At 62.2% G+C, this 15,985-nt stretch carries 14 protein-coding genes; 11 read left to right on the top strand and 3 right to left on the bottom strand.

The genetic code is table 11. From position 1 onward, the window contains the following. Positions 1 to 33: 33 nt before the first annotated feature. From KDL09_RS09220 to KDL09_RS09180, 9 genes are all read left to right on the top strand, one after another. Positions 34 to 978, top strand: a complete 945-nt coding sequence (locus KDL09_RS09220) for a hypothetical protein (protein WP_294384137.1) — start codon at positions 34 to 36, stop codon at positions 976 to 978. Positions 979 to 1,111: 133 nt separating this feature from the next. Further along, positions 1,112 to 4,507: a PVC-type heme-binding CxxCH protein gene (locus tag KDL09_RS09215; protein ID WP_294384136.1), complete on the top strand. Its 3,396-nt coding sequence runs from the start codon at positions 1,112 to 1,114 to the stop codon at positions 4,505 to 4,507. Positions 4,508 to 4,578: 71 nt separating this feature from the next. Next, the gene (locus KDL09_RS09210; protein WP_294384134.1) at positions 4,579 to 6,309 is read left to right on the top strand and encodes a sulfatase; all 1,731 of its coding nucleotides are present in this window, start codon (positions 4,579 to 4,581) and stop codon (positions 6,307 to 6,309) included. Positions 6,310 to 6,390: 81 nt separating this feature from the next. After that, positions 6,391 to 7,161, top strand: a complete 771-nt coding sequence (locus KDL09_RS09205) for a PEP-CTERM sorting domain-containing protein (protein WP_294384132.1) — start codon at positions 6,391 to 6,393, stop codon at positions 7,159 to 7,161. A gap of 15 nt (positions 7,162 to 7,176) precedes the next feature. Further along, a complete protein-coding gene (locus KDL09_RS09200; protein ID WP_294384130.1) occupies positions 7,177 to 8,601 on the top strand; it encodes a sulfatase in 1,425 nt (474 codons plus the stop codon). Between the two features lie 135 nt (positions 8,602 to 8,736). After that, positions 8,737 to 9,732, top strand: coding sequence for a 4-hydroxythreonine-4-phosphate dehydrogenase PdxA (gene pdxA, locus KDL09_RS09195; RefSeq protein WP_294384128.1), 996 nt, complete (start codon positions 8,737 to 8,739; stop codon positions 9,730 to 9,732). Between the two features lie 12 nt (positions 9,733 to 9,744). Then, positions 9,745 to 10,203: an OsmC family protein gene (locus KDL09_RS09190; protein ID WP_294384126.1), complete on the top strand. Its 459-nt coding sequence runs from the start codon at positions 9,745 to 9,747 to the stop codon at positions 10,201 to 10,203. Further along, positions 10,200 to 11,219 (top strand): four-carbon acid sugar kinase family protein, encoded by a 1,020-nt coding sequence (locus tag KDL09_RS09185; RefSeq protein WP_294384123.1) that lies wholly within the window; start codon positions 10,200 to 10,202, stop codon positions 11,217 to 11,219. The genes KDL09_RS09190 and KDL09_RS09185 overlap by 4 nt, the downstream gene beginning before the upstream one ends. Before the next feature lie 23 nt (positions 11,220 to 11,242). After that, the gene (locus KDL09_RS09180) at positions 11,243 to 12,187 is read left to right on the top strand and encodes a hypothetical protein (RefSeq protein WP_294384120.1); all 945 of its coding nucleotides are present in this window, start codon (positions 11,243 to 11,245) and stop codon (positions 12,185 to 12,187) included. 6 nt (positions 12,188 to 12,193) lie between these two features. Here KDL09_RS09180 and KDL09_RS09175 read toward each other — a convergent pair whose 3' ends face one another. Beyond that, positions 12,194 to 12,892, bottom strand: a complete 699-nt coding sequence (locus tag KDL09_RS09175; RefSeq protein WP_294384118.1) for an orotidine 5'-phosphate decarboxylase / HUMPS family protein — start codon at positions 12,890 to 12,892, stop codon at positions 12,194 to 12,196. 39 nt (positions 12,893 to 12,931) lie between these two features. Here KDL09_RS09175 and KDL09_RS09170 point away from each other — a divergent pair, with 39 nt between their 5' ends. Next, positions 12,932 to 13,783 carry an AraC family transcriptional regulator gene (locus KDL09_RS09170; protein ID WP_294384117.1) on the top strand — a complete coding sequence of 284 codons (852 nt, stop codon included), beginning with the start codon at positions 12,932 to 12,934 and terminating at the stop codon, positions 13,781 to 13,783. On the opposite strand, the gene KDL09_RS09165 is transcribed toward KDL09_RS09170, so the two are convergent. Continuing rightward, the gene (locus KDL09_RS09165) at positions 13,776 to 14,909 is read right to left on the bottom strand and encodes a prenyltransferase/squalene oxidase repeat-containing protein (RefSeq protein WP_294384115.1); all 1,134 of its coding nucleotides are present in this window, start codon (positions 14,907 to 14,909) and stop codon (positions 13,776 to 13,778) included. The genes KDL09_RS09170 and KDL09_RS09165 overlap by 8 nt on opposite strands. A gap of 96 nt (positions 14,910 to 15,005) precedes the next feature. Here KDL09_RS09165 and KDL09_RS09160 point away from each other — a divergent pair, with 96 nt between their 5' ends. Then, positions 15,006 to 15,476, top strand: coding sequence for a hypothetical protein (locus tag KDL09_RS09160; protein WP_294384113.1), 471 nt, complete (start codon positions 15,006 to 15,008; stop codon positions 15,474 to 15,476). A 28-nt stretch (positions 15,477 to 15,504) separates the two neighbouring features. Here the strand turns inward: KDL09_RS09160 and KDL09_RS09155 are convergent. Next, on the bottom strand, positions 15,505 to 15,985 hold a 481-nt coding region (locus tag KDL09_RS09155; protein WP_294384111.1), incomplete at its 5' end, for a prolyl oligopeptidase family serine peptidase.

Raw genomic sequence — 15,985 nt, 5'->3', positions numbered from 1 at the left:
GGGACATTCCACTTTACCCCATCCCTCATCCTCATGAATCTCCGAATGATCACCACCGCCGTCGCATTGATGTCGTTTGCCAGCGGCTTCGCCAAGGAACCCAAAGTCGTGCGCGTCGAGTTCAAGCCGGGCGCCAGCAGTGCCGAGGTCACCGGACGAATCACAGGTGATGAATTCATGCTCTACAAGCTCAATGCCCGCGACGGGCAGTTTCTTTCGGTGAGCCTGCGTCCGGACAATCAAGCCGCCGACTACAACATCTACATTCCCGGTCGTGGTCCAGGTGATGAAGCGCTTTTTACCTCCGCCACCGGCGGACGTGAATATGTGGGCCAGCTTTATAAAACAGGCGATCACAGCGTGTCGGTCTTTTTGAATCGCAACGCGGCACGCAAAGGCGAGACCGCCAACTTCGACATCGTCTTCAAGATCACTGCGACACCCCCGGAAAAGACGGCCGCCGCTCCCACGCCTGCCCCGGGCCCGGACGCCGCCGTCTTCATGCAGGAGGTCAGCTACCGCAACATGCGCTTCAAGGTTACCTCGCCCGCAGCGGAGACCAACAACCGGATGACCATCGCGCCCTCAGGCCTTCAAGCATCGAATGATCCCATCACGATCGACGTGCAGGGATTCGTCGTCGATGTGCAGTGCGATGACATGGACGGCGACGACTCACCCGAGATCGCCGTCATCACGCAGGAAACCAAACAGGAGTTTGGCCGCGCCTACGTGTTCACCACCTTCGGCAAAAAATCCCTCGGCATGGTGAACTTCCGCGATGTGACCGACGACGCAAAACTGCTCTCCGGTTACGGCGGAGGCGATCAATACCAGTTCGTCGAAAACACCTTCATCCGCCGCTTTCCTCTTTTCTCCGATGGCGAGAAGACAGGCAAGACGCGCCAGTTCCAGTTCAAGATGAAACCCGGCGAGGCCATGAAGCAGCTCGTGTTCGACAAGTCGGTCGATTACTGAGCCATCGCATGGCGGATTGAACTGCATTTGCCTTGGCAAATCTCGTCCCGGGCGGCAGTGATTGTCCGGTTCGCTCAGCGGTGCGGAGAATCTGCCGCGCCGTTTGGGTCGTACATTCCCAGTCACATCCGCCATGACTCGCCTGCATCCCCTTCTTTTCCTCACCGTCGCCACACTCGCCTCGGCATTGACGCCGCAGGAGATGCAGCAGCGCTTCATGCCGCTGGCCAAGGATCTGCCGCCGATGAAGAACCAGCCGGAGCCGTTCTCGGGCGTGGTCAAGCATCCCGGGCTCACCGCAACGACCTGGGTGCGTTTTCCGTTCGTGCAGAACCCGGGCAGCTTCGGCATCGATCGCAAAGGCCGCCTCTTTGTGGCGGAGGTGAACCGCTTCTGGCAGGGCGTGGCCGATCTGCGCGGCGTGAATGAGTTCATCCGCGGCGATTTCCAGTCCCGGACACTGGCGGATCGTGAGAAGCTGCAAAACTCCATCCCGGGACGCTTCCCCGAAGGCTTCTGGACGAATACGCCCGATCGTCTCATCCGAGTGGAGGACAGCGATGGCAATGGTGCGGCGGACAAGCGCACGGTCTTCGCCGACAGTTTTTACGAGCAGCTCGACGGCCTAGGCTTCTCAGTGCTGCCGGAGGATGACGCGGTGTACTTCACCTGCATCCCGAGCCTGCGAAAGCTGACGGACACGAACGATGACGGCGTCGCCGACACGAATGAAAATCTCGTCACTGGCTTCGGCGTGAAGATCTCGTTCATCGGCCACGATCTGCATGGCGTGGTGCGCGGACCGGACGGGCGCTTGTATTTCAGCGTCGGCGATCGCGGCTACAACGTGACCACGAAAGAAGGTGAGGTCGTCGCGAGGCCGAGCGAAGGCGCGATCTTCCGCTGCGAATCGGACGGCAGTGGCTTCGAAGTTTTCTGCCACGGTCTGCGCAATCCCACCGAGCTTGCGTTCGACGAGCACGGCAACCTTTTCACCTTCGACAACACCGGCGACATCGGCGACAAAGCGCGCCTGGTCTATGCGCTGGAAGGCACGGACTCCGGCTGGGACATGCGGCATCAAAGCCCGCACCAATACGTCGATGCGCTCGACTGGGAGGACTTTCATCCCGCGAAGTCGATGTGGGTGGCCGAGCGCATGTATGACACCTTCAATGACGCGCAGCCGCAGTGGGTGTATCCGCCCGCGGCGCATGTGGCACGCGGTCCTTCCGGTGTGACGTGGATCACCGGCGAGGCAGCTCCAGCGGATCTGCGCGGCAAATTTCTGCTCACCGATTACGGCGGCGCACCGCAGAGCTGCAAGGTGCTGGCCCTCGGTGTGAAACCGGCCGGCGCAGGTCTCACGCTCGCCTCCGAGGAGGTTCTCGTCGAAGGCGTCGGCGCCAGTGATGTGGAGCTGGGCTACGATGGCAGCATTTACCTGTGCGATTTCGGCGGCGGCTGGACCGTGAACGCGAACGGCGCCATCCACAAAATCACGCCGACGGACAAAGCCTTGCAGGCCACCGCCGCCGAGATGGCCGCGCGCTTCAAACGTGGTGTGTCTGAAGAAAGCGTGGAGCAGCTCATGGAGGCGCTGCGATCACCCGATCGTCGTCTGCGGCAGATGGCGCAGTTCGAACTCGTGAAACGCGGCGATGCCGGCAAGACCGCGTTGCTCGCCATCGCCAAGGATCCCGCGCAAAAGACCACGACGCGCCTGAATGGCGTGTGGGGATTGGGGCAGCTAGTGCGTCAGCAGAAGTCGGATGCCACGGACGCTTTGGTGGAACTCAGCCGCGATGCCGACGCGCAGGTGCGGGCGAATGCCGCACGCGTCCTCGGCGATGCACAGGGCGATGCTGTCCGTGCGCGTCTGCTTGAGATGCTCGGCGATGACGACGCGCAAGTTCGCTCGCTGGTGGCCATCGCGCTCAGTCGTGTGGCAAAACGCGGTGATGCCGAGGTCATCGAAGCGCTCTACAAACGCGTCGCTACGAATACGGGTGTCGATCCCGTCATGCGTCACAGCCTGCTCACCGCGCTGGACCGCATCGGCACCGCTGAAAGCGCCGTGGCGCATGCTGGCGATGCCAATCGCGAGGTGCGCTTGATGGCGCTGCTTTGCCTGCGACGGCTTGCCAGTGCAGAACTCGTCCGTTTTCTCACCGACAGCGATGCGGCGATTCGGAATGAAGCTTTGCGAGCCATTTACGACACCGCCGCCGTGGATACGACAGCCGGTGAAGCCGTGGCCGCTTATGCAAAAGTAGCCGAACTGCCACCCACGATTCAGCGCCGTGTCGTCGCGGCCAACTACCGCCTCGGCACCGCGAAGCATGCGGAGCGGCTGCTTGCACTCGCCGCAGATGCCACACTCGACTTGAGCACGCGCGAAGCAGCGCTGCAGGGTTTGCGAATGTGGGAGAAGCGCATCACCGCCGATCCCGTGCTGGGCGGTTATCGTCCCATCAAAGGCGAGGCGCGCAGCATGAAGCAGCTCGGCGGCACGATCGGCGAGGCGTTGAAGCAGTTCCTCGCCGGCAATCCTCCGCCGAAGCTCGCCGCACTCGAATTGAAGCTCGCGGATGACACGGGCACAGTGCTGGCACCGGCCACGCTCATCACGCTGGTGCAGAACAAGAAGCTGCAACCGGCCGTGCGAGTCGCCGCCCTCGAAAGCCTCGTCAAAACCGCACCTGATCAAGCGCGCGCCGTCGTCGCCGCGCATCTTGCCGACGCCAAACCTGAGGTCGCCGCCGCGGCGTTGCGCCAGGGGCTCGCCTTGAAGCTGGATGGCATCGCCGATGCCGCGCGCAAAGCAATTGATGCCGCGCCGATCCCCGCCGCCCGTGCCGGTGTGGAAATCCTCGCGGCTTTGCAACCAGCCGAGGCGCTTGATCGCTGGACAAAGCGCGAATCGAACGGCCTGCGAAGCGAGTTGTGGCTCGATCTCTTTCTCGCGCTGCAAAGTTCGACCGATACCACTGCGCAGCAGCAGGCCGCCGCCTTCTCCGCGACGGCTCCAGACGCTGTGGCAAAACTCAGCATCAACGGCGGAGATGCGAAACTCGGCGAGGTCGTCTTTCGCAATCAAGGTGCCTGCCTGCAATGCCACAAAATCGGCAACGACGGCGGCATCCAGGGCCCGCCGCTCGATCTCGTGGGCGAGCGTCTCCCGCGGGAAAAACTCGTCGAATCCCTGTGGAATCCGAACGCCGAAATCGCCGCCGGTTACGGCCTCTCCAGCATTACGCTCGCCGATGGCACGCTCGTCGCCGGTCGCATCGCAGAGGAGAGCCCGGAAAGACTCACGGTGATCGCCATGGACGGCAAACCGACCACGTATGCCCTTGCGCAGATCAAAGCCGTCGCCCCGCCCGTTTCTGCGATGCCGCCGATGGCCATGTCGCTGCCGCCGAAGTCCCTGCGCGACCTCATTTCCTTCCTCGCCACCCGCAACAAATCGACTGCGCCCAAAGGGAGCAGTGCCGATGCGCACGGCGAGGAGAAAGTGGCCAAGTGATGGCCGCCGGCGCTCGCGAAACATTTGTTGGCAAACGTGGGACGTTCCGGCAGTGATCTCACCACACCACCATGCGCTGCCTTTTCTTCCTCTCCGCTCTCTGCCCGCTGCTTGCCGTCTTTGCGGCGCAGCCCATGAACGTCCTCTTCATCGCTGTCGATGACATGCGGCCGGATCTCGGCTGCTACGGCGTGAATTACGCGAAGACGCCGAACATCGACCGCCTCGCGGCGCGCGGCATCGTTTTCGACAAAGCCTACTGTGCCCAGGCGGTGTGCAGCCCGTCGCGCACGGCCATCCTCACCGGATTGCGGCCGGATGTGACGAAGGTCTGGGATCTCAACACGCACTTCCGCGCCGCGCAGCCGGACTGCGTGACGCTGCCACAGCACTTCCGCCAGAGCGGCTATCACACCGTCGCGCTCGGAAAGCTGGAGCATCATGGTTTCGAAGACGGCCCGTCATGGAGCGATCCGCGCTGGTTTGCGAGCGGCAGTCTCGTCAGCGTCGATCCCAAGGACTGGACTAAGCACACCGTCACCAGTTTTGACGGTGTCGAAAGCGAGTATGCGAATCCCGTTTCGAAGACTGAAGGAAAAAAGAACGCAAAAGGCAAAATCAAAACCGGCCCCGCCTATGAAGTGAGTCCGAAGTCCGATGACGAACTGCCCGATGGCGCGACCGCCGCTGAAGCGGTGAAGCGTCTTAACGCCCTGAAGGCTGAGGGGAAACCATTCTTCCTCGCGGTTGGATTTGTGAAGCCGCATCTGCCCTTCGTCGCGCCGAAGAAATACTGGGACATGCACGATGCCGATGCCATCCCGCTGCCTGCCATCGACCACATGCCCGACGGCACACCGGATTTCGTCGGTCACACGAATGGCGAGCTGCATTCCTACCTCGAAGTGCCGGAGCAGAATCCCATCCCCGCTGAATTCGCGAAGACGCTGCGCCACGGCTACCACGCCTGCATCACCTACGTCGATGCGCAGGTCGGTCGCCTCCTCGATGCACTGGAGAAAGAAGGCCTCGCTGACAACACGGTCATCGTGCTGTGGGGCGATCACGGCTGGCAGCTCGGCGAGCACGGCCTGTGGCACAAGCACACGAACTTCGAGATCGCCGCGCGTTCGCCGCTGCTCATCTCCATGCCGAAAAGCAACACCGCAGGCCGGCACTGCGCCGCGCCCGTGGAGTTCGTCGATGTCTATCCCACGCTTGCCGACGTCTGCGGCTTGCCGATTCCATCCGGCCTCGGCGGCAGCAGTTTGAAGCCCTACCTCGACAATCCCGACGCGCCGATGCAGAAGCCCGCCATCAGCCAGTATCCGAAGTCGTCGAAGGATCACGGCGGATCGCTGATGGGATACAGCGTCCGCACCGAACGCTGGCGCTGCACCTTCTGGCGCAAGCGCAACGGCGCCGACATCGGCTTCGTCGAACTCTACGACGAAAACAACGACCCCAACGAGACTGTCAACCTCGCAGACAAACCCGAGCACGCCCAACTCATCGCCTCGCTCCAGAAACACCTCCCGCCCGTCGGTTCCGACGAGCAACCGTCTAAGTCCGCGAAGACCGTGCAGAAAACCAAGCCCAAGTCCGGCGGCTATGACCCCAACGAGCCCCGCGACAAACGCTACGACCGCCTCTATCCCGGCAAAGCGAAGCTCACGCTCGATGACTACCTCGCCGGCCAGGGCGGTGATCAAGCCGCCGCCAAGGATCGCTTCCCCAAGCAGGACAAGGACAAAGACGGGTTCGTCTCCCGAGACGAATTCATCGGCGGTGCGAAGAAGTAAGTCCGGCGGGCTCTTCGGCGCAAAAAACTTTCCGAAAGTGCGGCAAACGGCGTGGCGACCGGCAGTGAAACCATGTCAGCCATGTCACTTCAACGCATCCTTCTTCTCAGCACCCTTCTAGCCACCAGCACCTGGACGCAGGCCGCCATCACGCTCGTCGGATCACCGTCCACCGCTTCGGACGACTCCGTCACCGGGCATACGACTTTTTCGAATGTCACTGTGCAGGCCGGTGACTTCGTCGTGCTCTCCACCGCTTCGAACAAGAGCTTCGCCAACAACCTGCTCACCTACTCCTGGACCGGCACGGAAGGCGTCAGCGGCGTGTCCTCAACACTCAGCGCCGAGGAAACCTACGGCGCCTATGTCTCTTATACGTCCGTGCTCGTCGGCGGCACCTATGACTTCAGCATGCTGGCCAGCAACAGCGCCCTCACCGCAAACAGCGCACTCTACGTCCTGCGTCCGGACACTGGTGAGATGATCTTCGTCGCCGACACAGCCACGCAGACCGATCCTGCGGGAACCGGCTCCGCTCTGTCCTATGTGTTTGCAAGTAGCCTGACCTCCGCATTTGCCATCGAAGCGGCCACGACCCAGTCCGGTGGCGCCTTCACCCTCGATTCGAATTACCTCACTCCAAACGCCAGTGCTGCCGGAAACGGACGGCTCGTCAGCTACAGCAGTGCGGTGACCGGAAGCACCTGGTCCTCGTTGCACGATTTCGTGGCGGCCACCGACGACATCGCCTCCGTTGGGATCGTCTTCAGCACCAGTTCCGTGCCTGAGCCCTCGCGCGTCATGCTGCTTGCCCTGGGCCTGTTCGGCTGGACTTGTCGGCGGCGGCGATGAACCATCTGCATCCCTATGAAACAAACACTTCTCGCGCTGCTGCTTCTCGGATCATTCTCCGCGGTGCAGCCATCAGCGTCCGCCGCGCAACCGAATGTCCTCTTCATCCTCGTCGATGACTTCGGCTCGCGTGATCTGAGCTGCTACGGCTCCGCGCTTTACGAAACGCCAAACATGGACCGCCTCGCCGCGAGCGGTGCGAAATTCACGCAGGCCTATGTGGCGTATCCGCGCTGTGTGCCTTCGCGCTTCGGCATTTTCACCGGGAAGCATCCGGCGCGTGTGCAGGGAGAAAAGGACAGTCCGCATGTGGAACCGGATCGCGATGCGACGATCGGTCAGGCGTTCAAAGCGGCGGGCTACAGCACGTTCTACTGCGGCAAGTGGCATCTCGGCGAAGGCGCTTCGAATCCCGACAAGGCCGGCTTCGACACCATCGTGGCCGCGGGTGCCGCTGGAGCCACGCGATCCTTTTTCGCTCCTTACACGGTGTCGAAATCGAAAGGACACGACGAAAAGGACGCCATCGTCGGTCTCGATGATGCGCCCGAAGGCGAATACCTCACGGACCGTCTCACGCAGGAGACGATGAAGTTCATCGAAGCAAACAAGGACAAGCCCTTCTGCGCCGTGCTCGCGCACTACGCCGTGCACACGCCCATCGAGGCCAAGAAGCATCTCACGAAGCGCTACGAGGAAAAGCTCACCACGATGCCGAAACCCGCTGTCGAATGGGAAAAGGAAAGCGCGGGAGAAAACCTCCTCGTGCAGAACAACGCGACTTACGCGGCGATGATCGAGAGTGTGGATCACGGCGTGGGACGTTTGTTGAACCAGCTCAAGAAGCTCGGCCTCGAAGACAACACCATCGTCGTGCTGGCCAGCGATCACGGCGGCCTGTCCGCACGTGGTGGAAAGCGTGAAGTCGCCACCTCGAATCGTCCGCTTCGTGCGGGCAAAGGCCACCTGTATGAAGGCGGTCTGCGCATTCCGTTCATGATCCGCTGGCCGGGCACGGTAAAGCCCGGCACCGAGATCGCCACGCCCGTCAGCACGCTCGATCTCATGCCAACGCTGACGGACATGGCGGGCATCTCCCGTCCTGAAAAAGCCGGCACCGATGGCCTCAGCCTCGTGAACTTGCTGCAAACCGGCGCCGCACCTGATCGAGACACCTTTTACTGGCACAACCCCGCGCCGCGCCCCAGCAGCACCGCCGACTGGTTTTCGTCGGCCATCCGTGTCGGCGACTTGAAGCTTCTCGACTTTCCCACGGAGAAGAAGATCGAACTCTACGACCTCGCAAACGACCCCGGTGAGTCGAAGAACCTTGCCGAGACTCGTCCTGATGATCGCGATCGCCTGCTCGCCAGGCTCAACGCGTGGCGCAAGGAGGTCGGTGCCTCGACGGAGCCGAAGATGCGGAAGAAGGAGCGCTGAGGCGCTCCGTGCAGCGACGGCGGCGGGTCCGGCGTCTTAGTCGCGAAAGCCAAAGATCACCGCCTTGCTCACATCGCCCATCGCGGCATGGTGGCGGCCCGCTGCGAGGTCGCAGCCTCATTAACCCACTGATTCATGCCCAAACCGCTCATCGCCGTCACCATGGGAGACCCCGCCGGGGTCGGCCCCGAAGTCTGCCTGCAACTGCTCGCCAACGAAGAAGTCCGCGAGTTCGCCACACCGGTTGTGTTCGGTGATGCCCGGCTGCTCTCCCGCTGCGCCCGCCAGACCAACCTTCCGGCGCCCAAGCGCATCATCAGTGAAATCGAGTGGGCGGAGAAATGTGCGAGCATCGACGAACCCGCCGTGCTCGACCTGTTCGGATTCGATGCCGAAGACTTCACGCCGGGAACGGTCAGTGCCAAAACCGGCGCGGCAGGCTATCGCTACGTCGAGAAGAGCATCGAGGCCGCGATGGCAAAGCAAGTCGCCGCCGTGGCCACCGCGCCGCTGAACAAGGAGGCGCTGCGGGCTGCCGGCATCATGTATCCCGGCCACACGGAGATCTTTGCGGACAAAACGGGCGCTGAGCGCGCCTGCATGTTTCAATACAGCGACGAAGTGCGCGCCAGTTTTGTCACGGTGCATTGCGGCTACCACGAAGTGCCCGGACTGCTCACGAAGGAGCGCATTCTCGATGTGATCGAGCTGACGGCTGACGCGATGCGCCGCATCCGTGGTACGAAGCCGAAGATCGCCGTGCTCGGACTCAATCCGCATGCCGGAGAGAACGGCCTGTTTGGCAATCGTGAAGAAGAGCGCATCATCATTCCTGCCATCGAAGCCGCGCGCGAGCGGGGCATCACCATCGAAGGACCGCTGCCGCCGGACACGGCCTTCCTGCCTGCGAAACGCCGCAGCACGGATGCGTTCATCTGCATGTATCACGATCAGGGACACATCCCGCTCAAGGCGCTCGCCTTTGACACCGCGGTGAACACCACGCTGGGGCTGCCCATCATCCGCACGAGCGTCGATCACGGCACCGCCTGCGACATCGCCTGGCAGGGCCGGGCGACCGGCAGCAGTTTGGTTGAAGCAGTGCGGCTCGCGGCGAAGATGGCGGCGTAAACCGCTTCCCCCATGTCATCGCACACCGCCACCATTCGCTGGCAGAACACCGGCCCTGACTTCCTCAAGCGCCAGTATTCGCGCGAGCATGTCTGGTGCTTCGACGGCGGCGCGGTCGTCGCAGCATCGCCCTCGCCGCACATCGTGCCTGCGCCGTGGTCGAATGCGGCCGGAGTCGATCCCGAGGAGGCCTTTGTAGCCTCGGTGGCGAGCTGTCACATGCTGTGGTTTCTGCACATCGCGCTGGATGCCGGATTTGAGCCGGAGAGCTATGAAGATGCGGCTGAGGGAGTGATGACAACGAATGAGCAGGGCAGGTTGTGGATCAGCCGCGTGGTTCTGCGGCCGAGAATCGTCTGGAAGGGAGAAAACATGCCGTCAGAGGCCGAGGTCGCGCGTTTGCACCATCTCGCGCACGAGGAGTGTTTCATTGCCAACTCGATCAAGACCGAGGTGGTCGTCGAATCATGATCACCATCATCGCCGATGATTTCTCCGGCGCTGCGGAACTTGCGGGCATTGCGGCGGCGCATGGCTTCAAGGCCGAGGTGCAGACGCAGTTTGATCCCGGCACCGATGCCGAGGTCGTTGCCGTGGACACTGACACGCGTTTGAAATCCGAAGACGAGGCTGCGCGCATCGTCGGCGAAATCACGCGGCAGATCGTCGCGGCAAAGCCGACGTGGATTTACAAAAAGACCGACTCCGTCCTGCGCGGTCACATCCGGGCTGAGATCGAGGCCATCCTGGCCGTCACGGGACAGCAAGACTGCTGCTTCGTTCCCGCGAATCCGTCCAAGGGACGCATCGTGGTTGATGGCCGCTATTGGGTGAACGGGATGCCGCTGAATGAAACGGTGTTTGCACAGGATCCCGACCATCCGAGGCGCAGCGCGGTCGTGCGTGAGCTGCTGGGGCGTTCGACCGTGATCCACACGCCGGATGTTAGAACGCGGGAAGATTTGGGACACACGCCCGGTGCGGGAACGCTCGCGGCGGGAGCGGCGGACTTCTTCACCGAACTGATCGGCGGCTCGCCGGTGATGCCGGTTAAAGCCAAGACGCAGGCGTCGCTGCTCGTGTGCGGCAGTCTGGCAGCCTGGGAGATGCGCCGCGCCGAGGAGATGCAGCAGCGTGGCTTTGTGGTCAAAACCATCGATGAACCGGTGTCACCCGCCATCTGGCAGACCACATCGAGGCTCATGCTTGCCATCGGTCCACGTCGGGATGTGAGCCCGGAACAACTGACGGCAGAGCTCATGGATGCCGCGCTTCCGCTCATCGACGTTCAACCGGATCTCCGCATCGGTCTCGAAGGCGGTGCCACGGCGATGGCGTTCATTCGCCGCATGGGCTGGACACGCTTTGAGGTCGTGCCCGAAGGTTTCACTGGTGTAGGGAGTCTGCGTCCGCCGGGAGGTCCGCTGTTTTGTGTGAAACCCGGCAGCTATCCCTGGCCGGATGAGTGTTTCGCGTGTCAGGATTGAGCCTGGTGCAACGTCTCCCCATCATGAAACACGTCTTCTGCTTTTTGTTCGTCGCCTTGGCAGCTCAAGCGGCTGATCTTTGGCTGGCTGTCGGCTATGGTGGTCGTCGCATGATTTCCACCGACGGAAAAACGTGGGAGATCACAGCCGAATGGGCGCAGCCGGGCAAGGATGATGGCAACAATCTCATGTCCGCCGTCTGGGCGAAGGGGCAGTTCGTTGTCACCGGCGGCGGTGGAGGCGGGGCGACGGCTGCAGGACACATTCTCGTCTCCAAAGACGGCCGCGAGTGGGCGGAGACGCACAAGGACAAGGCGCGCATCAATCCGATCGTGTTCGGTGCCGACCGGTTCGTTGTCGGCACGTCGTCGTATCCCAGCGGAAGGCTCATGTGGTCCACGGATGCGATGAAGTGGAATGACGGAGCGAAGATCGCCGCGAAGGGCTACACGCATTTTCGTGGCGGTGCTTTTGGCAATGGCGTTTTCGTTCTGACCGGGAACGGCGGCGGCATCGGCGGAGTGAGCTGGGCCGTCGTCACGCCAGATGGTGAGAAGATCACCCACGAGCGGAATGATCTGCCGGGGCAGGGGAGAATCGTTTTCGGTGGCGGGCACTTCGTCATGATGACCGGCAACAACAATGTCGGGCTCATTCGCAGCAAGGACGGCATCGAGTGGACGCCGGTGGAACTGCCGGGTGAAGGCAAGGTGAGCTGGCTCGTGAATGCCGGCGGCTCCCTGATCGCCGGCACCAACAAGACGGCCTACACCTCCACGGATGCGGTTGCGTGGAAGACCACGGAGATGAGCAGCAAAGGCAACGTGATCTGGAGTGACGGCAAACGCTTCATCGGCTCAAGCTGGCCCGGCAAGATGAGCTTCTTCAATGACGGAAAATCATGGGAGAACGCCAACGAGCTGACCGCCAACGGGATCAACCGCGTGGTTAAGGCGGAGACCAAATAGCTGGCCTTAGAACGCAGGCACGTCCTGCGCGTGCACGGCTTCGCAGATCATGCGCAGCGAGGCTTCGAGATTGCCGTCGGCGGTTTTGAAGGCATCGGCGTCGATGGTGAGCGGCGCGCCGAGGACGACGAGCGGAGCGCCGTATTGCGGGCATTGGATGGCCTGTTCGAGGCTGAGACCTCCGACGGCCTGCACAGGAATTTTGACGGCGTTGACGACTTCGCGGAGCTGATCCAGCGGACTCGGCATGCGGTGGCCGGCGGCGGCGATGCCACGGCGTTCGTCGTAGCCGATGTGATGGATGATGTAGTCGCAACCGAGGTCTTCGAGAAACTTCGCGCCCTCGATCATGCTTTCGCAGACCATGTTGTCGCCCATGACCTTGCAGCCGAAGTCGGCACCGGCTTTGATGACGCACTTGATCGTCTCCGCATGCGCGCGTGCCATGACGACGACGTGTGTCGCACCAGCCTTCGCCATCATCTCGGCTTCGAGGTAGCCGCCGTCCATGGTCTTCAAATCGGCGACGATGGGCGTGTTTGGGAAAGCCTTCCGCAGCGCACGCACCCCATGCAGGCCTTCGGCGAGGATGAGCGGCGTGCCCGCTTCGAGCCAGTCCACTCCGGCGCGCATGGCCAGCGCGGCGGTTTCGAGCGCTTCGTCGATGTTGGTGAGGTCGAGGGAGATCTGGACGATGGGTTTCATGGCGTTGGCAGGAGGGTTGCGACAGCGCTGGCTGCGCGGTTGCATAGCAAAGCAAAGCCGGGCATCATCGTCACGACAAAGATGATGCGAAATGCGACACCCCTGAAGCCACGCGAACGCCTGCAGCGCTCCGCGGCCGAGATCGCGCGCTGGAAGAAGGAGCGCGAGGCGTGGATGGCCACGCTGGAGCCGACGCTGTTGTTTCAGCGGCTGTTCGACCACATCCCGGGTGTCTATTTCTTCGCCAAGAACAAGGCGGGGCATCTGATGTTCGCCAGCCAGGGGCTGATGCAGCGCTACCGGATGCCGGACGACTCCGAAATCATCGGCCGCACCGACTTCGATCTGAATCCCGACACGATGGCGCAGGCCTATGTGGATGACGACAAGCGCCTGCTGGCCGGAAAGGCGGAGGTTGTCGAGCGCATCGAGCTGTGGTGGGACTCGCAGGGCATCCCGGACTGGTTTCTCGTGACGAAGCTGCCGCTCTATGACAAACGCGGCCGCGTGCAAGGCGTGATGGGCACGCTGCGCCGGCCCGATGAGGCGGAACGCAGCCTGCCGGTGTTTCAAACGGTGGCGCAGGCGGTCGAAATCATCCGCCGTGATTTTTCGAAGCCGCTGCTGATCGAAGAAGTCGCGCGATCCTGCGGCCAGTCGCTGCGGCAGTTGCAACGTCGCTTTCAAAGCGCCTTCGGGATCACGCCGCAGGAGTTCCTGCTCAAGACTCGCGTGCTGGCCGCGGTGCGTTTGCTGGAAGAAACGACTCTGAGCGCGAGCCAGATCGCATCGCAGTGCGGCTTCGTGGATGCGAGCAGCTTCACGCAGCACTTTCGCAAACGCACGGGCGAGTCGCCTGCGGCCTACCGGCGCATGCGGACGACTATTTGAGTTCGTCGCACATCGCGAGCGCCTTCAGGGCCTGGCAGGTCGCGATGTAGGTGATGTAGTGATAGTTTCCGCGATAGAGCGAGTGCATCCACCAGCGACCGGAAACGCGCTGCTCCTTTTTCAGCCACGCAATGCCGCGCCGGATGCGCTCATCATTGGCCGGAACGTTGTTTTGTCGCATGAGCACGATGGCGAGCGCGGTCATGTAGGCGTCGCTCTCCGGTTTCGTTGCGTCGGGCAGGCCGGTGATGAGCTTGTGCACGGTGTCGCTCATTTTGAAATGCCAGTCGCTCAGCGCGGACATGTCGCGCGTGCTCCAGCCGCCGTCGGCGTGCTGTTTGGAAGAAAGCAACGCCAGTGCGGCCTCGCACTCAGTCTGGGGGACAAGTTCCGGCAGGTAATGCGCGAGCTGGAGTTTGAGGATGCGGTCGAAGTCGTTCTTCGGTTTTGCATCGCGCAGCCAGGTTTTCATTTTCTCGACGCGTGCGAGCAGGTCGGCGTCCTTGAGATTCGCCAGCCAGCCGGGTGCAGCGGTGACGGCGCGGGCGGCCTGCAGGGTGAGTTCGAAGTCGGTGGTGATGTGCGGAATCTCGACCTCGCCGTAGCTCACGAAGGAGCCGTCCGCCGACTGGCGTTCGAACATGTCGCGCAGGGAGCGGTCGGTGGGTTCGGAGAGCCTGCCGGTGACGTGCTTGTCCCATTCGGCGAGGCCGAGCGAGCACCACACGCTCATGTAGGAGCGAGGGTGATATTTGAGGCCGTCCTTCTCGGCTTCCTTCACGGGCGCAACTTTCGGCGGCACCGATTCGATGAAGTCGGCGAGGATTTCCTCGTTGGGTTTGCCCAGCAGTGGCGTCAGCGCCGGACGCTCGGTCATGTAGGGACCTGTGGTGTGGCAGTTGATGCAGTTTTTCTCGCGTACCCAGGTGATGGCGCCGCCTTCGAGATACTGTGACGCCGCCTTGATCGTATCCGGGCCAAACGCCTTCACGCGTGGTTCATCCGCAGTGGGGATGCTGATCTGAACGCCATCCGTCTGATACTGGAACTCGGGCTTGGGATTCGGCGCTGCGACTCCGGTCTGAAGGGCGAGGAGCAGCAAAAGGACGGGCAGTTCGGGTCTCATGGGCGGAACATACGCAAAAGGACGCGCATAAATTCCAGTTGTGCTGTTTCCAGCGGGTTCCATGCTTTCGCCGGACCCAACAACCAACCTTCCGTCATGCAAATCAACTTCGACAAAGCCCGCAAATTGATCAACGAACTGGAGGAGAAACTCCACGCGACCTCCAGCCACACCTCCGCAGCCCGCGAGGTGCTGAACAAATGGATCCACAGCGGCGAGGCGCAGATGCGCAAGAAGAGCGCCTCTGCGCTCAAGCTGGTGCGCAAGAAGGCGGACGGCTTCAGCAAGGCGCTGACCAAGCTGGAGGACAACCTTTCGCGCTCCTTGGACAAGCTCACGAAGGCGATCGAAAAACCGGCGCCGAAGAGCAAAAAGAACCAGCCGGCGCGCGCGCGCTCCAAGAAAGGCGGCAAGGTCGTCTTGAACCCCGCCGCCGCACCGCTGGCCAATTCTGAAGTCGCTCTCAAGGGGATCGTCAATCCGGCTGTCAAAGGTCAGGAGCTTCGGGTGCAGGCCAACGCCTCCAGCCGCGGTCGCCGCCGGCAGGCCAAGCGTGACTCGAAGTAGAGGATTCAGCGCCGCGGCACTGCGGTGGTCATTTCTTTTTCGCCGGTTCTGGCAGTGCGGGAATCGGCGAAGTGTCGATGCCGATCTCGAAATCGCGCAGAATCCGGTCGGTGAACTGCTGTCCGCGCACTTTCACTTCCGGATGATTCACCGAGCCGTGACCGCCGTCGGTGATCGGGACCAGCAGCGAGCTGATGCCCGCCTTTTTCAGCGCGGCGTGAATCGTCTCCGCATGCCGGAACGATACGCGCTGGTCCTTGGTTCCTTGAAACGTGATGAAGGGCGGATCATCCTTGCTCACATACGTCACGGGTGATGCCGCAACGGCCTCCGCATGTTTTTCCTGCGCATTGCCGCCGAGCAGGCCGCTCACGGCATCGTCTTTCCAGATGGGCTGGCCTTCCTTGTCGAACATGAGGGCCTGTGTGAAGTCTTCGGGGCCGCACAAATTTACGACGCATTGCACGCGGCTGCTGAAGCTCGTGTTCGGGCCGAGATCGCCTTCGAGT

Source organism: Prosthecobacter sp. (assembly GCF_020439865.1).
Classification (GTDB): domain Bacteria; phylum Verrucomicrobiota; class Verrucomicrobiia; order Verrucomicrobiales; family Verrucomicrobiaceae; genus Prosthecobacter.
This window is presented reverse-complemented; position numbering and strand designations above follow the sequence as displayed.